This is a genomic window from Vibrio sp. YT-19(2023) (assembly GCF_033337395.1).
On sequence record NZ_JAWOQN010000051.1, the window covers coordinates 1 to 19385 of the forward strand.

Below are 19385 nucleotides of genomic sequence, written 5' to 3' on the forward strand. Positions count from 1 at the left end.
TGATAGGTCTATATTGTTAAAGAGCTTGCTTTGCGAGAAGTTTTTCTCTCAAAGCGGAGGTGCATTCTAGCGATTTAGTTGTTAGTGTCAAACACTTTTTAAACTAATTTTTTGTAGAAGCTTTTTACCTCTTCGACCCTGCTGAAGCCTTGTGACGTCTGCTGTGTCGATGGATGCGCATTATAGGGAGAAGATTTTCTTTGGCAATACTAAAAATGCATTTTTTCTAAAAAAACATGCCAAATGGATACTTTCCATCCAACCCTAAAATTACCCAGAAATAACACTCAGGATTTATACAATTTACCCACAAAAAGCTGTGGATAACTACTCATCACTATCAAAGAAATAAGAAATACGCGAACGCGGATTTAGATACTCTTTTACTTTATCCGGTAATTTTGACGGATGAATCGCGTTAACTATCTTTATATCTTTTGAGGCAAGATCAATGATTGGCGCTTGCGTCCTTGGTACTGATGGATCGTAAACCAAGACATTCGGGAATAATAAATGCGATGCATTCACTGAGATAACCAGGCCGACCATATTATTAGAAAGCTGAACTACGGTACCCGGAGGAAACACGCCCATAAACTTAATTAGGATGTTCAGGTTCTCTTCTTTATATAGGTGTTTACAGTTCTTATATAAATGAGAGAGTGCGGTATAAGGAATCTTTTGATCTGAGACTATCGGTGTATGACACAAGTTATCAAACGCATTGGCTACAGCAATAATTTGAGCAAACTCGTTGATCTCATCTCCTTTCAGGCCTTTAGGATAACCAGACCCATCTCTTAGCTCATGGTGCTGCGCGATCACAATTCTCGCGACTTCGGGAAAAGCCTCGATTTGACTCGCAAGATCGACACCATATTTAGTGTGCAACTTTAAGTAGTTGGTTTCTGGCTCTGTTAGAGGTAGTTGCTTTCTTAATATTGCAGTCGGGATTTTTATTTTCCCGATATCATGGAATAGTGCGGAGAAGGAAAGCTCTTTCAACTGTGCTGCTGAGTACCCTTTAGCACGGCCAATCATCATCGAGATAACAGCCACGTTCAATGAGTGGAAATAAATATCTTCAAACTCATTTTTTCCGTTCATCAGATGTAACGTAACATTATCATCGCACATTAACTTCTCGACGATATCTTCAATAAGAAGCTTTGCTTCATCAACTGCTGCTGTCGGACGGTTACGGATTTTAGTCATGACTGAACGCATACGTGCCAGAGAGCGCTCAAACTCTTTTTCACACTGAATCACGCGTCGACGGTATGCACTTAACTTTTCTATGCGGTTCTGTTTTTCTTGCCACATTTTTTGAGTTTCATGATCTAACGACGCTTCATTTGTTACTCTGTCAGCTTGTCTTTGATCAACAGGGAGTGGAACGGCATCGCTTTGCTCTGGATTAAAGTAAACGAACTTTACGCCGAGGTGGCGGATCATCTCGACTTGCTCTTGGTCTTTAATCTTAAAGCTATTGAGTAGAAAGGGGTGATCGTTCCACTTTAGCGGAAGACGGATATGTAATCCGGGTTGAATACGATCGACCGTTAGTTTAATGGCTGCCACTTATTCACTACTGATTTATATTTCTTAAGAGAGTTAGAATACTAGTAAATTTTGTGAATAAATTCATCAGTAACTAGCAAAACATCAAACCGTTATTTCTAAGCGACTCACTTAATTAGATAGAAGTAAGCTACTTTAAGGAGCGATCTGCTTTGCGTATTTTAAGCTTGGCCTCGAACACTGGCTTGTCTATTACTTCTTGATCTTTGACTAGCCCCATTAACGTTTGTACCGCTACACGGGCCATGTCACTGATAGGAAAGTGCACTGTTGATACTGTAGGGTAAAGACTTTCACAAAGATCAACACTGTCAAAGCTAGTTAATGAGATTTGCTCTGGTACAGAAATACTGTGCTCGTGTAAGTACTGCATTGCGCCAACCGTCATTTCTTCACTGCACGAAAAGACAGCCGTCACATCAGGGTGTCGTTGTAAAATTGCAGCCATTGCATCATAACCACTTTGCCGACCATAATTCCCTTCTTCACACCAGCTTTCATCAATATCTATACCAGCATCCTTCATTGCATCAATATACCCAAGCTTTCTCAATACACTGTTATGACGTTGGGATGGACCGGCAATACAAGCAATCTTTCGATGACCACCAGCTAAAAGGTGCTCAACGGCAATACGGCTTGCATGATGATGGTTAAAGGTAACACAACGCTCTTCTATTCCTTCCACGTAGCGATCCAGGAGAACGAAAGGTGTTGGCTGTTTAGCTAATTCACGTAAGTCATCATCTAACAAATAACGACTATGAAGTACATAGCCGTCACAACGTAAATCATTAAAACGCTGAATTGCCTCTTTTTCACCTTGTGCAGAATGATGGCCTTGAGCTGTAATCAAAAACTTCTTATGAATATCCAGCTCGGTCTGAACCTGCTCCATCATCTCGCCAAAGAAGCCCCCCGTATAGTAAGTCACCAATAACCCAACCATATTACTGGATGAGGTTGCGAGTGAACGAGCAATTGCACTGGGACGATAATTCAATTGCGCCATAGCTTGCTCTACTTTTTTTCGAGTTTCCTCGCGAAACTTCCCCTCTCCATTAATAATTCGAGAAACGGTAGAGCGATTTACACCGGCGAGTTCGGCTACATCTTTAATCCTTGCCATAATGCTATTGGGTCCAACTGCAATTGTTATTAAATATTCGTTTGTGTAGAACGGCTGCCAGCAATTCGTAAGGTGCTATAGGGGGCGAAGCTGGCAGCCTTTAATCATACACCGACCATTTGATTGGTAGAAACAAGCTCAGAGTAATCCGTGACAGTTATACCATGATGAGCTAACTGTTCTTTTAAAATGGGAGAGGTAAGAACTTGTAACTCTAGCTCTCGCTGAAGCGCATAACCACTCTTTAAGATAAGCGCCTGATCGGCCTCTGCCGGGTGGCACATCACCTCAACCAAGTCATAGTCAGCTTTTAAGCTCAATAGATGTGCCATTAAGCCATCCAAGCTCACTTTTTGATCATAAAACTCATCAGTAAAGATATACCTGATTGTCATCGATTCTTGACACAAGCCAGTGCCCCGCAGTGGCACTCGGTATTCATTCGCTACTTCTTTAATAACGGGCAAAATTTGAGGGTGAGTATGCGCGTGATGATGGCTATCTAAGTGGCTTAGCTCTAACCCAAGCGATAAAAAATGTTCCACCTGAGCTTTTGCTTCATCATAAACGACCTGAGTTTCGAAGTCCTGCTTACTCCAAAGTTCGTCATAGTTGATAAAGTGCGCTCGGCCGTTGGTCAAGTTAGGATGCTTCGTTATAGGCACACCTGCTGTAAACCTAAGATGAACGCCAATTTTCAAGTCTGGATTATGGCGAGCTAGTTCTAAGGCATGTTGCTCAGCATCCATACCCACCATCATGGTGGTTGAATGAACCACACCTTGCTGGTGAGCTTTAACGATGCCGCTATTTACACCTCTCGTTAAACCAAAATCATCAGCATTAAAAATGACTTTCATCGGCGCCCTTCCTTAGTCTTACAACGTCGTTAGTTTAAATTGAGGTAAATACGGAGCGTTCACCGCCAGAATATCATCCAGGATTGACTTGGCGCGGCCAATGTCAGGCACCAATGGGTTATTGGTTAATGCCATAAGCGCCTTGTCACAATTACCTTCGACAGCAGCTTCTATTGTTAGCTGCTCATACGCTTTAACTTGATGGAGTAATCCTTTGATATTGTTTGACAACTCGCCAACCGCAAGAGGTTTCGCCCCCCAACTACCAATCACGGCACTACATTCAATCACAGCATCGTCAGGTAGGCCGTTGATCGCTCCATTATTTAAAACGTTAACAACATGAATACTATTACGATTGTTATAAATTGAATCAACCAGGTTCAGTGATGCATCAGAATAATAAGCACCACCCCGCTCCTCTAACTCTTTCGGCTTATGATCTAGGGTAGGATCTTGATAGAGCTTAAATAGCGCATTTTCTGTTTCCATTACCTGCTCAGCACGAGTGCCTTTTTCATCGGCACTTTGTTTCTCTTCAGCAAGCATGGCATCAGTTTGGTAGAAGTAGCGATGATAAGGACATGGTATCGCCCCCAGTGCTTTTAGAAATGCCGGATCCCACGGCTCTTCCCAGATATTCTTCATACTGAAGTTGGCACCATCACCGACTTTCTCTAATACCGTTTGAGTAATATCTTCCCCATTGAGCCATGCTTTGTGTACCCACACGAGATGGTTTAACCCAGCAAACTCAAGTTGTAGCTCTTTTGGCTCGCACTCCATCATTTCTGCAATCATCATTTCCATTGAAACGGGCACATTGCATAAACCAATACTCTTTACTTTGGTGTACTTACTGACCGCTTCGGAAACTAAACCCGCTGGGTTGGTGAAATTGAGCATCCATGCGTTTGGAGCCAACTCTTCAATGTCTTTACAGATATCAAGAATGACCGGAATGGTTCGCAGAGCTTTAGCAAAACCACCAGGGCCCGTTGTTTCTTGGCCGATGACGTCGTACTTGATTGGGATTCGCTCATCGTTAGCGCGTGCAGCAAGGCCACCAACACGAAACTGCGTCATCACAAAATCCGCATCTTTTATCGCAGCACGGCGATCGAAACCGGCTTTTATCTCAATTTTTGCGCCGGCTTTATCGACCATTCGCTGAGCCAATCCTTTGATGATCTCAAGCTTCTCAGCTCCTGACTCAATGTCCACAAAATGGATTTTCTTAACGGGTAAATATTCTAAGCGCTTAATAACCCCTTCAACCAATTCCGGGGTATAGCTACTACCACCGCCAATAATGGCAAGTTTGATCGCCTCTCTAGACATTTTCATCCCCCTTTATTTGTTCGAGATTTTTTTGTTCAGTGCGACGATTTCTACAGCCATCTCTTGAGCCAAAATCGTAGTCATTAGGTGATCTTGAGCATGCACCATCACTAACGTCATCGGGACTTTCCCTTCTCCCTGATCTTCTTCAATAAGCTGAGTCTGTATTAAGTGGGCTTTATTAATGCACTCTCTTGCTTGAGAGAGCCTCTCATCAGCCGCTTCAAAATCTTGTTCTCGAGATAAACGCAATGCCTCGTAGCTTAAACTTCTGGCTTCACCAGCATTGCAAATGATCTCCATTACAACCAGTTCTTGTTCCATCATTTTCTCTCCGAAAATCGGGCCGCGGTAATTGCGGCCCATTAAGCACAGTTAAGCAGTAACGCCTTCGCCTGACGGCTGCGTATCACCTTTAGTTTCCTTCGTCGTTGGTAGTTCTTGCTCCAACATTTGCTTCTCAAACATTTTGAAGAATGGGAAGTAGATGATTAGATCAAGAATTAATAAACCAATGACGAGCAATACTGGCGCAAAGGTCCAACCGCTACCCCACGAAGCACCTATCAGTGCCGGTGTTGTCCAAGGTGTTGTAGCGACCCCCATACCCACAAAGCCGACATGCACAGCAAAATACGCAATCGTAGCGTTGATGACTGGAGCGAAGACGAACGGGATAAACAAGGTCGGGTTCATCACAACTGGGCTACCGAAGATCACAGGTTCGTTGATTTGGAAAAAGCCAGGCACCGCACTCATTCGACCAATGCTCTTAAGGTGAACAGAACGGCTAAACGACATCAGCATAACAAGAGCAAGTGTTGCACCAGAGCCGCCAATAAAGATGTAAAAATCCCAGAACGGTTGAGTAAATACGTTTGGAATCGGTTCACCTGCAACAAAGGCTTCAATGTTGGCACCAATGTTGGTCAAAAAGATTGGAGAAAGCAGTCCAACAACAATTGCAGCACCATGAATACCCGCAAACCAAAGTAGCTGGCAAAGCAATAAAGCGCCAATAATGGCAGGCAATGAGTTAGACGCACTGATTAGCGGTTTAAAGATAGCCATAACAGCATCTGGAATCAGCATGTCGTACTGGGTTTGTACGAAAAGGCTAAGTGGATATAAGGTAATGAATATCGCTAAGACTGGTAGCAATACTTCAAATGATCGCGCAATCGCCGGTGGCACCTGCTCTGGCATGCGAATCGTAATATTGTGCTTTTTCATAAAACGGTAGAGCTCCACCGAGAAAAATGCACACATCACTGCGGTGAAGATCCCGGTTCCGCCCATGTGAGACATAGACAACGCGCCATCTTTAGCTGGGGCCGCAATGAGTAAAAAAGACATTAGTGACAATACAGCACTCGTGATCCCATCCATCTTGTAAGCCTTCGCTAAACTATAAGCAACGCCCAGCGAAACAAAAATGGTCATGATCCCCATCGACATGTTGTAGGGCATCATTATGGTATCAAAATGTGTAGTGGCGAAATCGAGCCAAATTCGACCAAAAGTAAAGGTTGTATCTTCGGCAAATGGGGGGAATGCAAAAATCAAAATGAAACTACCAACAATAATAAACGGCATTGCGACAATAAAACCGTCTCTCATTGCGCGAACATGGGGCTGATTCCCCACTTTAGCTGCTATAGGGGCTATATGCTTTTCGACTGCGCCTATAATTGCGTCATAAAGCTTCATAGAATCCATCCTTATTTTAGGCAAAAGAATCCCGCATCAAATATTTATATTTGATGTACAGTTATCTTTTTTAATTTAAAACTATGGTTTAGTTAATTAATTCTAATGCTTGCTCTAGTACTTCCTCTCCCTTCATCATTCCATAATGCTGAGGAGAAATCGCGTCAATGTTTTTACCATGCTCTTGCGCCGTTTTTCTTAGCTCTTCTAGCTGAAAACGTACTTGAGGCCCGAGAAGACAAACATCGTACTCTTTAATTGCATCTTCAAATGCATTCACTGACATCGCATCAATTTTGCATTCAATTCCTTTATTTTCAGCAGCTTGCTCCATTTTCTTAACAAGCATACTGGTGGACATCCCTGCGCTACAGCATAAAAGGATCTTTTTCATAGCCTTACTCCCGTTGTGTAAATTTCAACCTGCAAAAACTGTAGCAAAAATAACCAAGACAAAAAAGCGCAACCGGTTGCATTATTCGTGAACACAATCCCAATTTAGAAAATACTACCTATTTTTTTGTAATTATTTAGGTCTAGGATAAAAGTCATAAAATAATTTAAGACATCACATTAAGTTTCAAATTATCAATATTTTACTACTGACAACGTCGTTATTAATTTCTTAAAAGGAATAGAGAATGAAATTTAATAAATTGGCTATTGCAGCGCTTGTAAGTGCCGCACTATCACAACACTCATTTGCTCAAACCGACTCTAAAGGCACCATTTATCTAACGTTTGATGATGGACCAATCAATGCATCTATTGACGTTATTCAAGTACTTAACCAGGAAGATATCAAAGCGACGTTTTACTTTAATGCTTGGCATTTAGATGGAATTGGTGATGAGAATGAAGACCGTTCCCTAGAAGCCTTAAAGCTCGCATTAGACACTGGTCATATTGTTGCGAACCACAGTTACGATCACATGGTGCACAACTGCGTGGATGAGTTTGGACCGAACAGTGCTGCGGAGTGTAATGCGACCGGGGACCACCAGCTTAACTCGTATCAAGACCCTGTTTACGATGCCTCAATGTTTACGGAAAACTTATCTGTGTTAGCAAAGTATTTGCCGAACATTACAAGCTACCCGAACTACAAGGCAACAGAGTTTGCTAGACTGCCCTACACCAACGGTTGGCGCGTGACGAAAGACTTCAAAGCAGATGGGTTATGTGCCACGTCTGATAACCTGAAACCTTGGGAACCAGGATATGTATGCGATACATCCAACCCATCCAACAGTGTAAAAGCAGCTATCGAGGTTCAAAATATCCTAGCGAATAACGGCTATCAAACTCACGGTTGGGATGTGGACTGGGCACCCGAAAATTGGGGCATTGAAATGCCAGCAAACAGCCTTACAGAAGCAGAAGCATTTCTTGGATATGTGGATTCCGCGTTAAACACTTGTGCACCAACAACGATTAACCCGATCAACTCCAAAGCTCAAGAGTTCCCATGTGGTACACCTTTACACGCCGATAAAGTTATCGTATTAACTCACGAGTTCCTATTTGAAGATGGTAAGCGTGGCATGGGGGCAACGCAAAACCTGCCTAAGCTCGCTAAGTTTATACAGTTAGCAAAACAAGCGGGTTATGACTTCGACACAATGGATAACTACACGCCGAACTGGCAAGTTGGTCATAACTACGACGCTGGCGATTACGTCTTACACCTAGGTACTGTATACCAGGCTGTAACAAACCATACTGCACAACAAGATTGGGCACCGTCTCCAACCTCTAGCCTCTGGACAAATGCAGACCCAGCCACTAACTGGACTCAGAATGTTTCCTATAAACAAGGCGATGTGGTGACTTATCAAGGTTTGCGTTATCTAGTTGATGTACCGCACGTGTCCCAAGCAGACTGGACTCCGAACACTCAGAATACCTTGTTCACAACTCTATAGGCTGTTCCTACTATCACCATGTAGTAGTTTGCGCGAGGCATACCCCTCGCGCTTTTTTGTTTTGAAGATCCAGATACAACAAAGCCCCGACTTTCATCGAGGCTCTGTCTTAAAATATGGTACCGGTGGACGGAGTTGATTGGACTGGCATTCCTGCCGCCACCGCGAAGGCAACGCTAACTTTCCTTTGATATTTACGAACACCTAAAACGACGAAAGGCCGCTATAAAAGCGACCTTTCTAATATGGTACCGGTAGGCGGACTTGAACCGCCACGCCCGAAGGCAACGGATTTTGAATTCCTCTTAAGCACTTGTAATTACTTGCATTTAAGAGGATTTCTTTGGATATCAAGGACCATGAAATAGGATTTCATTGGATCTTTGTTGCACACGTAGAGTACAGATTTGAAATATGTTCCCAGCTCACTTTTGGACAGAAATCATTTAGAGTCGATATACTAAATTTCAGCCTCTGCATTACTTTAGGTAAATGTTATTGATAAAAAGAAACATGTTTAGTTCTTGTAAATTTCCACCTAGTAGCTTGTTAGTCATTAATTGAGATAGAAATCGATTGCTTGATGTCACCCGTAATGTACTTTGGCGCAATAGAGAATAAGAGCATTTCAGACCAGTATGGTTCGTGACGTTCGTAGATAGCTTTAGAGAGTTCAATCATCAGGTCACAATATCTATGGTATGCATCTTTATAACTTATTTTGTCAGAATCGCGGCCAGTGAGATTAATGATTGTATCTAGGTCTAATTTGATTAAATCTTTATTTCGACCCGAAGGCATCGGATAGAACTCATTAGTATCAGTATGTTTGAGCAACAGCCAATTAAGTGAGTAGATGACCCTTGAGTCGTAAATAGCATACTTCGTGTGATCGAGAAAAGAGGCAACTTTAGACATTGATGAAATTACATCGAATGTATTTTTATCTAGAGCGCCTTTGCTGAGACGAGCATCTAGCTTCGACAATATATCATCATTTTTTTCTGTCGATTTGAGACTTCCAATCCCTCCCCATTTCTGAATAACCCAGTAGCGATTGGTTAAGTCGTTAACTAACAAAGAGCTCAAGTTGTGCTTCATGAAAAGATTTCGGTCATAGTTCGAAGTAATTTCGCTTGGAAAATCTAACGGGCAGTCCTCTGGCATCATCCATGTAAAGTATTCTTTGAGAGGAAATTCTTCAGCGATTGATTTTAGTTCTTCTATTAGGGGTTCAAGGTTCATTGTATATAAAATTAAGATTAAGTTTTCTATACGTTATCAGGTCTTGAGTTGATGTGCTTAATTTATCGCAAATAAACTGAAAAACGACTTCGCTCACTCGTACTTCAATACCAAGTTACTCTGAAGGAGCGTAGCTATATTCTGGAATTCATCTGACTTTTTTAAACTCACTCCGGTGCATTTTCATGCTAGAAGTTTGAGACCTATCTGACACGATGATGGACAAAAGTGTTTTAGCTATTTTACTAACTTAGCGATTCATAGATTAGCTCAGGTATGCCAAATGGTCTGCCGTGTTAGTGCATAGCTTAGGTTCCTGACATTGTGTTAAAGCATGTGTTTAGTCGACGTTCTGGTGATTTCGCTTTCAGGATGGGAGGCGAAGAGTTTTAGTGGTCATATCTGTATCATCTAGTTTTGAAATCCTTGAGCTAGCGGAAAGAATTCGAAGGAATATTGAAACCATCGCTATCTCTTGTGAAATCATTGGCATCTCCCATCAAATCACAGCCTCCGTCGAAGTATACAGTTATGTTCCTCAACGTAGAGTACAATTGAGCTTTATTTAGAGCAGGTCGACTCTGCTCTAAATAAAGCAAAAAGTAGCGGTCGCAATGTTTCTGTATCACCAAGTAATTGTTTTCATTGATTTAAAAAACACTAATAACTTCAGGCACTGAACGGTCGCTCGATGATGTACCCAATCAAATTGGCACATGTCATATGCCAATTTGGTCTGATTTTAGGCGATTAAGATTAAGACTTAATCACACTCCAGCCTGTCGCTTGGTTCCTGCCATTTTCTTTCGAGTGATAAAGTGCTGTATCAGCTCTTTCTATGGCATCTTCTAGACTACTGTCATCTAATTGGACCTCAGAGATACCGATACTTACAGTTATGTTTTTAGGGCCTGAAAAAATATACTTTTCTATTAAACTTCGCAATTTTTCGGCAACTAGCATCGAGCTGTCTTCATCTGTGTTGGGAAGCAATAGAACAAACTCCTCACCGCCCCAACGAGCAAAAGAGTCACTAGTTCTTATGTTTCTATGGATTAATTTACTAAACTCAACTAGATAATCATCACCAACAGCATGACCAAACTCGTCATTAATGCTTTTAAAGTAGTCAATATCAAACATCATTACGGTATATATGGAATTATGCCTTTTTGCTTTATCGTATTCCTGTGACAATAGGTCAACCATCTTATTTCTATTTAGCACTTGAGTTAGAAAGTCTATGGTTGACATTTTAAGTAGTTTATTTTGATTTCGATAACTTTGAAAAACAATTACAAAAAATGAGATTAACACTATGAATATCATAAAATCAAACAACAGATAGTTTCTTTTCATAAGCATTAATGTATCGTCTTCTGATATTGAAATTAAATAGGCCACGTGCTCTCTTTTAAAATTTTCAACTGATAAGAAAGATACAATCAGATATTTTCCATTCACATTGAACTCTTTTGAAAAAGTATTACCAGTTTTAATATAAGGATCAAGCTGTTTTTTAAATAGTTCAATATCACCCTCAAGTTCAGTAAACTTCAGGTTTTCCAGGCTTTTATTTAGCACGTCTTTATCTACATAGTAATCACTGGCTATTTTACTATTTATGTAGTTATTCTTCGTATCATCAAACACTTTGTAATTCACAACATCCTTATTCATCAAGAAGAAAAAATCTTGTTCAGGATATAGATTAAACAATAAATTGACGATACTACCCATTGATAGGGATACTTCTAAAGTGCCTATCTGAATGTCATTATATACTACTGGATAAACGAATCGATAACCGTTATATATTCTACCTTCTTCAAACCCCTGTACAAATCGCTTTTCTTTATTGGATATCCTTACCGACTCTCTTATAGAGAATAAATTATCACCAAATTTTTCAGGTTTATGGACACGTAAAAAACTATCACCATTTTCAAAGTGAAAATGTAACTGTCGAAAGTTGAAATCTGTAAGAGTTTTATACTTTTCTTCCAGCTTCGAGTATATTGAATTCCTATTAGATGTTCTTATGCTCTCATCACCAAAATAGGCTTCACTCATCAACCTAAAAATATCTTGGTCATCTTCAATTTCTTTAAATACGTAATTTGAAAAATCTTTATAAACGCCTAAGCTAGACTCAACTTTAGAACGTAGTGCATGAGAATAACCAAGTAAAATTCGTTCTCTTTGAGTTTGATATTCATTAAATATGAATGTTATTGCCATCACGACTAAAAAAGCTAGTAACAAGCATGAATAAAGCATCTTTTTTATATTTGATTCTCTTGTTTTAATTATCATTTTATCTACCAAGCCCACGTCTTCAACAAATAATAATTGCACACGTACTTATACGCTTAAAGGATTGAATTGATTATTTATATCTCACAACCCTTTGTCTACTTACATCAAAATGATGACAAACACACAAAAAGAAACCCTAAAGCGCCAACAAACCTATAGACAGGGAATTGTTCACATTATGAGCTAGTCAGAACCAGATCGAATCATTAAAATTATTTGGTCAGACATTGATACCAAAAATTGTTATGAGTAATAAATCTAAATGGGAAAGGTGCAGCTTTGAGTTGCGCTGCTCTACTAGTACATAAGGTTCACTTTTTAACATACAATTTCTCGATGTCTGTGGATGAAAAAATTGTTAGCTGCAGGGAATATATTCAGGTGAAACGTGATCTTATCTCCGAGTGGTGAAGATAAGACCATAATTTGGGTGTCAGACTAGTTGTGCTCGCTTGCCATATTTATCGCCATTGCGATGCCTTTGACTCGTATTTCGAGAAAAAGTTGTTCAGTACGTTTATTTAGCAAGATTTTCCAGCATAGTTTTAGTTACTAGGGTGATTCCTTTTTCTGTAACACGAAAACCATTGGCTTCATCCTGTTCCTTATCATAGCCAATGCTCAAGCCGGCCGGGACACAACAATAACTGTCAAGGATAACTCTCTTCAGTTTAGCGTGTTCACCAACGTGACTGCCATGCAACAATACTGAATCTTCAATAAGACTGTATGAGTGGGCATGGACACTTGAATACAACAATGATTTTCTAATAGTTGAACCAGAAATAATGCACCCTCCAGAAACCGTTGAATCTACGGCCATACCACGGCGTTCATCGTTATCAAAAATGAATTTAGCAGGTGGAAGCTGTTCTTGATATGTCCAAATCGGCCAGTCTTTATCATAAAGGTCAAGTTGTGGTTTAGGTGTAACAAGCTCCATATTGGCTTCCCAAAATGAGTCAAGTGTACCCACGTCACGCCAGTAGGGCTGACTTTCACTGTCTGGATCTTTGAAAGAGTACGCAAAAACATTACTCTCATTAATGATTGAAGGAATGATATCGTGGCCAAAATCGCGGGTGGATCCTTGGACATCCACATCTTTTAATAACTGGTTAAAAAGAAAATCAACATTGAATAAATAATTGCCCATTGAAGCCAAACACTTATTCGGTTTATTCGGAATTTCATTAGGTTGAGCAGGTTTCTCATCAAAAGCGACTATTTTGTTTTTGGAATCTACGGTTAGAACACCAAAGCTACCCGCAGCTTCTTCAGTATCAACTTCTAGGCAACAGACTGTCATATCTGCGTTATTTGCCACATGCTCCGCTAGTAGAGTGCCGTAGTCCATACGATATACATGGTCACCAGACAGAATTAGAATGTACTTGGGTCTATGTGAACGAATTATATCAATATTTTGATATACCGCATCCGCTGTACCAGCATACCAGTCATCGCCCGTTCGTTGTGAAGCAGGTAAAATTTCAACAAATTGTTGAGCTCTAAGGCTTCCCCAACCGCGGCTAATGTGACGGATCAACGAGTGCGACTTGTATTGTGTAGCGATACCTACGCGGTCAATACCTGAATTGAAACAGTTTGATAGTGGAAAATCGATAATACGAAACTTACCACCAAAATATACAGCAGGTTTTGCTCGAAAATCGGTGAGTTCAAATAAACGACTACCTCGACCACCAGCCAATATCAAAGCGTAAGTGTCTTTGGTCAAATTACTGATATGTCTATCATAATTCTGGGGCATAGAGACCTCCATGGGGGCGAATTATATACTTGATACTTGTAGTTATAATCAGAGCAGTGTATTGATTATATTCTAGTTATTATATAGGGTAATTGTTGAATAAACTGTGACTGAAGTTAGGCATTATTACTTGAATAGCCACCAGTATCGTCGCCACTTTTAGCATTACCAAAAATAGGCCAATTTATGACAAAAGAAATGAGTCCTGATTCTTGTGCTAGAAAGGTTTGGGGCATCAGTGTGCCAGCAGTGATAGTTCTGGCACGTCTCTGGACATTTCTGAGTTACAGCTCTTGCTAACTTTGATCATCACGAAATATTTACCTTTAAAAGCCCTTTAATCGAAATTGTTTGTTTGCTCAAGACCCTTCTGGAGTTCTATAAGTGCGGTCTAGGAATTTTTGATGTTGTTCTTCACTTGAAATCTCTTCACGTAGCCAATCAATAGCTTGTACTTCAGTAACACCAAGCTTAACAGCTTCAGCAACGCACTTGCCGAACGATAAACGTTGTTTGAGCATGTTGTTAGTCTCTTTGCAATAAAATATGAAAAGAAAGCTACTAGCATTAGGGAGTTGAAAAGACTGACTTAGCAGCAATCGCTGCTCCAGCGTTAACGGCTCTAGTGGTTGTAGTTGGTTGAACAACTCTTTAGCTTCGTCACGAGTCATCTCTATTGAGTTTAAATTTGCAAGAAACAAAAGTTTGCCAACTGCAATTGGTAAGCTTACTCTTGCCCTAAATTTGCTAGCTCGGTTATCGCCACGTATAAAGATACATTCGTTTTCTAATGTGAAATACGTGTTCAATAGGTCCAAATGTTCCATATAACCTCTCTTCGCCCTTCGATGTGTGGTGGATTAAAAACTTGGCCACACGCTTAGTTCTCTAAGTATGAAGAAAAGTAAATCGAATGGTAGAGTTTGAAATCACGTTCCATTCCATTTTAGAACACTTCTAGCTACTAGCGTGTAGAGCATCAGTAATAGTCCTAGGTGCTTCTTGTCCCTGAGAGAGCCGCGACATCACTACAGAGAAACCAGAACTAGAGCGCTCTAGCTGGACGTCGCAACTCATCTCTGGACAGAACCTTCTTAGAGTAACCACTTAAATTAGAAAAATACGGATAAAGTTCGGTATTTAAAAGCCCCTTAATAGAACGCCCAGTCTCACTGGAGTAGATCACCTTGCTTTGCTTCCACTTTTTTCATTCATCAATGCAGAAAGCGCATGAACCTCGGCTAATTAACGGTTTGTTGCTTAATTCAATAGAACTAAGCAACAAACCCTTGTGAAAGTTAAGACTTTATGATTACAATAGAACAGCACCAAAGTGCTTATGTGTGTTGAAATGATGGATTTACTCGTACGAATGGAAGAAGTGAAGTTCAATGAGCTTATTAATTCGATTGAAGTTATGTCTCAAGAGCAAATAAAACAATTACAAAAAAAGATATTTACAAAAAAAAAGATAGTACCGAAAGATATTTTATCTGATGAAGAGTTACTACTACTTAATGAGATATTTGATAAACATTAGGTGTAGGTCGTTATTATCAATTTTGTAATATAGAAAACATTAAATAAAGTAAGTAGGTTTATGTGTAAACATGGCATTTATTATCAACGCAGAAAGCGGTCTGTTATAGAAAGAATCTTAGGTATTAAAGAAGTATACGTATGTTCAAACTGCGGGTATATCCTTAAGATAAGATAATTGGATTAAGCCAATTCATCCTCACTAAGGCGTCTCTTTATCGGGTGCCTTTATTTTGCTGGGGTTAAGGTTTACACAACCATTGTTTACAATTCAATTTCAGATTTAGTCAGTTGCAAGCTTGAAGAGCCTTTGTAGTCGAATAGAAAAGCGATATCTCTCCCCCCTCTGTGTGAATGAACAACCCTCGTGTAAAAGGCGACATCCACTCAATCTTGCGGTTGGTTACCAGAAACTCTATGAAATGAAAACAGAAGTATGGTTGTCTACCACAGTGTTCGCTGCTTGAAACAGCTATCAAGTATCATATTGGTATTTTTTAGCAGATATAAGGAAATGTATGTCAAATGATGGTTTAGTAAAGTAAACATTCAACCTATTGAAACAAGGTGCGTATTTCGGAGCATTCCGAACAGCCATTTCGGTATGACCCGAACACCTATTTCGGTTTAATCCGAACGCACATTCCGCGATTATCCGAACACTTTTAAGCGAACTCCGAAATCAGCGTTCGGAATGCCCGAAATCCTTCCTTTTTCTCTTTTAAATCAATAGCTCGCTATTCTTTACTTCTTAAACAAGAACGTAAGGAAGCGACAATGGCTAAAAAGAGAACTCCAATGAACAAAATCAAAGAGATATTACGCCTTAAGTACGAGTGTGGGTTGTCCTACCGTAGTATTGCTAGTTGTCTCAATGTCAGTCTTGCAACAGTCTCTGAACTTGTCGCTCGTTTTAAGCAAAGTCAGATAGGCTGGCCTCTTCCAGAAGGTTACAGTGATACAGACCTTACTAAAGCTCTTTATCATTCGAAGAAAGCCAGTCGAGACAAGGTCATGCCAGACTTCGCTCAGTACGCTGTCGAACTCAAGCGTAAAGACATGACAAAGATGTTGTTGTGGCAGGAGTACCATGAGCAATATCAAGAGCAAGCTTACGCTTACACTCAGTTCTGCGAGCACTTCACTCGTTGGTTCAAAACCCAAAAGCGCAGTATGCGTCAGCTCCATGTTGCAGGTGATAAGCTGTTTATCGATTACTGTGGGCCTCGGCTTCAAGTGGTCAACCCTGATACAGGTGAAGTGCGCGAAGCAGAAGTGTTCGTGGCGACCTTAGGAGCGTCCAATTACACCTATGTGGAAGGCTTCCCGAGTCAAGGTAAGTCTTACTGGTTAGAGGCGCATGCCAATGCGCTCGAACACTTCGGTGGTGTACCACGGCTCTTGGTTCCCGATAATCTACGCAGCGCGGTCAGCAAAGCTAACCGTTATGAACCGAGGCTTAATGAAAGCTATCAAAAACTGGCAAATCATTATCAAACTGCCGTGATGCCAGCTCGCCCCTACAAACCGAAAGACAAAGCCAAAGCAGAAAATGCAGTCCTACTAGTGGAACGTTGGATCATGATGCGACTTTGCCATTAAACCTTCTATACCTTCAAAGAGCTGAACCTTGACATCCGTGAGCTGATGAATGACTTAAACGAACGTGAGATGAAGCATTATGGTGCAAGCCGCAAAGCGCTGTTCGACAAACTCGATAAACCCGCGTTAAAGCCCCTTCCTAAGCAGCGATATCTATATACTGAAACCAAGCGAGCCAAGGTTGGGCCTGATTATCACATCGAATATCGCCGTCACTACTACTCGGTTCCCCATCAACTTGTTGGCCAACATGTCGAACTGGAAGCCTCCAACCGTCTGGTGCAAATCTACCATCAAAGTAACTTGATCGCCCAGCACCCACGTAGCCAAAGGGAGCGCGGAAACAGCACTCAACCTGAGCACATGCCGAGTAATCATCAACATCAAAAGTGGTCGCCTGGACGTTTACTCAACTGGGGAGCCAATATCGGCCCCGCCACACGGGAAGTCGTCAATAAAATGCTGAACTCTAAGCCTCATCCCGAGCAGTCGTATCGTTCCTGCCTTGGGCTGCTCAACCTGAGCAAAGCCCATGGCGAATCGCGCCTCGAGCAAGCCTGTAAAGATGCACTGATGCTAACAAAACCCAATTACACCTTCGTCAACAATCTACTCAAGAACAATCGTTAGGGGCAACTGAGTAAAGATAAAGCGAATACGCCGAACCTTGTTCACAGCAATGTTCGTGGCCCGAACTGTTATCACTAGGAGAAAGGATATGAACGCACTCAATGACCAACTTAAAACCCTGCGCTTGAGCCATGCGGCGAAAGCGTTAGAGCAGCAACAAGAGCAACTGACCACCTACGCAGAGCTGGACTTCGAGGAGCGGTTAAGCTTGCTCCTGGAGAGTGAAATCTTGAACCGTAATCAGAGCAAAATCCAACGCTTGAAGCGACAAGCAAAGCTGAGAGTGGATGCCCAGCCAAGCCAACTCATCTACAAAGAGGGACGAAATCTCAATCGTAAACAGATGAGCGAACTGCTAACAGGCAGTTATCTGCACAAGCATCAGAATATCTTGATCACAGGCCCAACAGGTGCTGGCAAAACCTATCTTGGTTGCGCTCTGGCAACCAGTGCCTGCGACCAACAGCAAACCGTCAGGTACTACCAATTAACTCGCTTGCTTGATGATCTTACCGCAGGTCGTCTGGATGGAGCTATCAAAAACAACTTCAGTCGCTGGCTAAGAAAGGCTTACTACTCCTCGACGACTGGGGGATGGAAAAACTGACTCAAGAGCATGCTGGTCACTTGTTAGAAGTGCTTGAAGACCGTTACCAAAACAGCAGCACAATCGTCATCAGCCAGTTACCAGTAAAAGAGTGGTACAACATGATCGGCAACGCCACTGTCGCTGACGCTCTAATGGATCGTCTAGTTCACAATAGTCATCGAATAGAACTGGGAGGAGAATCAATGAGAAAACTGGCGAATCCGAACACTTAGAGTAAAAATAGGGAAAGAGAAAAAGTGCTGGTTCAGGTGTTCGGAATAAACCGAAACAAGCGTTCGCAATCACCAAAATACGCAACAAGGAAAGGGGCAAAACTTTCTTAGAGTATTCACTTAAATTAGAAAAATGCGGATAACTTTGGATATCGGAAAGTCGCTTAGTGAAGTGCCCAGTTCTGCTGGTACAGATCAGTATGTTTGTTCGAAGTTAGCAGGGCTTAGATAGAATGTGGGTTTTATGACGCGCTTACACTTTTCTGATATTACAATTCTTACATTTGAGATAACTATATTATTTATATCTTCTAAGGTTACTGGTATCGGTTTGAAAAAAGAGGTGTATCATGAAGAGATTAATTGTATGTATTTTAACACTTTGTGCTAGCCAATCATTTGCAGCCCTAGATAAAGATAAATTTAACAAGGACATGGATGCTAAAGGTTACAGTTTTCAAGGGTGTACATTACTGCTCATAGGGGGCTTTGATGTTCATCGTCAACGCCTCACAGTAATCAATTTAAAAAACGTCACTGCTGCAGTTTTACCTAAAATGGCTTCAGATAAAATAATGATATTAGAAGGAGGCAAGTATTACCCTCTCGATATTCAACTTAAAGACGGTGAAAATTCCACTGTGATTGAGTTCATGACCAAGATGAGTGAGTGCTCTGAATAGATTATAGAGAGGAATATATGCGTTTCAATAATATACCAATTTTCGTAATCGCACTCTCGGGTTTCAATATACTCCCAACTTATGCTGAAGAAATGCTTCAACAAGTCGAGTTCATGAGTGGTGCTTATTCAAACTTAAGTCCCAACACGGCTTTGTTGCGTAATTCAGACGAGAAACCAAACCTCCTAAAGTTGACCGACTTTTATACAATATACTGAGTTTCAG

14 protein-coding genes and 2 pseudogenes are annotated in these 19385 nt (G+C 41.0%); 5 read left to right on the forward strand and 11 right to left on the reverse strand.

All coding sequences use genetic code 11. From position 1 onward, the window contains the following. Positions 1-327: 327 nt before the first annotated feature. The 7 genes from R7E78_RS22710 to R7E78_RS22740 form a co-directional block, all read right to left on the reverse strand. Positions 328-1581, reverse strand: coding sequence for an HD-GYP domain-containing protein (locus R7E78_RS22710; RefSeq protein ID WP_005381029.1), 1254 nt, complete (start codon positions 1579-1581; stop codon positions 328-330). Between the two features lie 130 nt (positions 1582-1711). After that, positions 1712-2710 carry a LacI family DNA-binding transcriptional regulator gene (locus tag R7E78_RS22715; protein ID WP_262640752.1) on the reverse strand — a complete coding sequence of 333 codons (999 nt, stop codon included), beginning with the start codon at positions 2708-2710 and terminating at the stop codon, positions 1712-1714. Between the two features lie 104 nt (positions 2711-2814). After that, positions 2815-3570: a chitin disaccharide deacetylase gene (gene chbG / locus R7E78_RS22720; protein ID WP_005385547.1), complete on the reverse strand. Its 756-nt coding sequence runs from the start codon at positions 3568-3570 to the stop codon at positions 2815-2817. 18 nt (positions 3571-3588) lie between these two features. Then, entirely contained in the window at positions 3589-4911 is a 1323-nt protein-coding gene (locus tag R7E78_RS22725) for a 6-phospho-beta-glucosidase (RefSeq protein ID WP_262640751.1), read from the reverse strand. A gap of 12 nt (positions 4912-4923) precedes the next feature. Continuing rightward, the gene (locus tag R7E78_RS22730) at positions 4924-5235 is read right to left on the reverse strand and encodes a PTS lactose/cellobiose transporter subunit IIA (protein ID WP_025767646.1); all 312 of its coding nucleotides are present in this window, start codon (positions 5233-5235) and stop codon (positions 4924-4926) included. Between the two features lie 51 nt (positions 5236-5286). Beyond that, complete coding sequence (locus tag R7E78_RS22735; RefSeq protein ID WP_005381064.1) at positions 5287-6621, reverse strand: PTS sugar transporter subunit IIC; 1335 nt, start codon at positions 6619-6621, stop codon at positions 5287-5289. Positions 6622-6709: 88 nt separating this feature from the next. Then, entirely contained in the window at positions 6710-7015 is a 306-nt protein-coding gene (locus tag R7E78_RS22740) for a PTS sugar transporter subunit IIB (RefSeq protein ID WP_025767645.1), read from the reverse strand. Between the two features lie 247 nt (positions 7016-7262). Here R7E78_RS22740 and R7E78_RS22745 point away from each other — a divergent pair, with 247 nt between their 5' ends. Further along, positions 7263-8546 carry a carbohydrate-binding protein gene (locus R7E78_RS22745; RefSeq protein WP_158156880.1) on the forward strand — a complete coding sequence of 428 codons (1284 nt, stop codon included), beginning with the start codon at positions 7263-7265 and terminating at the stop codon, positions 8544-8546. A gap of 549 nt (positions 8547-9095) precedes the next feature. On the opposite strand, the gene R7E78_RS22750 is transcribed toward R7E78_RS22745, so the two are convergent. The 4 genes from R7E78_RS22750 to R7E78_RS22765 all read right to left on the reverse strand — a co-directional run bounded on the left by R7E78_RS22750 (position 9096) and on the right by R7E78_RS22765 (position 14711). After that, complete coding sequence (locus R7E78_RS22750) at positions 9096-9791, reverse strand: hypothetical protein (RefSeq protein WP_065274867.1); 696 nt, start codon at positions 9789-9791, stop codon at positions 9096-9098. A gap of 756 nt (positions 9792-10547) precedes the next feature. Beyond that, complete coding sequence (locus R7E78_RS22755) at positions 10548-12149, reverse strand: diguanylate cyclase (RefSeq protein WP_237289010.1); 1602 nt, start codon at positions 12147-12149, stop codon at positions 10548-10550. A 478-nt stretch (positions 12150-12627) separates the two neighbouring features. Continuing rightward, positions 12628-13884, reverse strand: a complete 1257-nt coding sequence (gene glgC / locus R7E78_RS22760) for a glucose-1-phosphate adenylyltransferase (RefSeq protein ID WP_065274868.1) — start codon at positions 13882-13884, stop codon at positions 12628-12630. Positions 13885-14243: 359 nt separating this feature from the next. After that, positions 14244-14711, reverse strand: a complete 468-nt coding sequence (locus R7E78_RS22765; protein WP_065274869.1) for a hypothetical protein — start codon at positions 14709-14711, stop codon at positions 14244-14246. A gap of 524 nt (positions 14712-15235) precedes the next feature. Here R7E78_RS22765 and R7E78_RS22770 point away from each other — a divergent pair. From R7E78_RS22770 to R7E78_RS22785, 4 genes and pseudogenes are all read left to right on the forward strand, one after another. Continuing rightward, entirely contained in the window at positions 15236-15424 is a 189-nt protein-coding gene (locus tag R7E78_RS22770; protein WP_065274870.1) for a hypothetical protein, read from the forward strand. Positions 15425-16200: 776 nt separating this feature from the next. After that, positions 16201-17733, forward strand: a pseudogene (gene istA, locus R7E78_RS22775) (IS21 family transposase). A 10-nt stretch (positions 17734-17743) separates the two neighbouring features. Beyond that, positions 17744-18482: pseudogene (istB, locus tag R7E78_RS22780) on the forward strand (IS21-like element ISVch3 family helper ATPase IstB). A 345-nt stretch (positions 18483-18827) separates the two neighbouring features. After that, a complete protein-coding gene (locus R7E78_RS22785; protein ID WP_065274871.1) occupies positions 18828-19160 on the forward strand; it encodes a hypothetical protein in 333 nt (110 codons plus the stop codon). Positions 19161-19385 lie beyond the last annotated feature (225 nt).

Bases quoted from the DNA above. Each gene is read 5' to 3' on its own strand.
- R7E78_RS22715 (WP_262640752.1), bottom strand. From the start codon at position 2,710: ATGGCAAGGATTAAAGATGTAGCCGAACTCGCCGGTGTAAATCGCTCT.
- glgC (WP_065274868.1), bottom strand. From the start codon at position 13,884: ATGCCCCAGAATTATGATAGACATATCAGTAATTTGACCAAAGACACT.
- R7E78_RS22785 (WP_065274871.1), top strand. From the start codon at position 18,828: ATGAAGAGATTAATTGTATGTATTTTAACACTTTGTGCTAGCCAATCA.
- R7E78_RS22735 (WP_005381064.1), bottom strand. From the start codon at position 6,621: ATGAAGCTTTATGACGCAATTATAGGCGCAGTCGAAAAGCATATAGCC.
- R7E78_RS22750 (WP_065274867.1), bottom strand. From the start codon at position 9,791: ATGAACCTTGAACCCCTAATAGAAGAACTAAAATCAATCGCTGAAGAA.
- R7E78_RS22765 (WP_065274869.1), bottom strand. From the start codon at position 14,711: ATGGAACATTTGGACCTATTGAACACGTATTTCACATTAGAAAACGAA.
- R7E78_RS22740 (WP_025767645.1), bottom strand. From the start codon at position 7,015: ATGAAAAAGATCCTTTTATGCTGTAGCGCAGGGATGTCCACCAGTATG.
- R7E78_RS22770 (WP_065274870.1), top strand. From the start codon at position 15,236: ATGATGGATTTACTCGTACGAATGGAAGAAGTGAAGTTCAATGAGCTT.
- R7E78_RS22745 (WP_158156880.1), top strand. From the start codon at position 7,263: ATGAAATTTAATAAATTGGCTATTGCAGCGCTTGTAAGTGCCGCACTA.
- chbG (WP_005385547.1), bottom strand. From the start codon at position 3,570: ATGAAAGTCATTTTTAATGCTGATGATTTTGGTTTAACGAGAGGTGTA.
- R7E78_RS22725 (WP_262640751.1), bottom strand. From the start codon at position 4,911: ATGTCTAGAGAGGCGATCAAACTTGCCATTATTGGCGGTGGTAGTAGC.
- R7E78_RS22730 (WP_025767646.1), bottom strand. From the start codon at position 5,235: ATGGAACAAGAACTGGTTGTAATGGAGATCATTTGCAATGCTGGTGAA.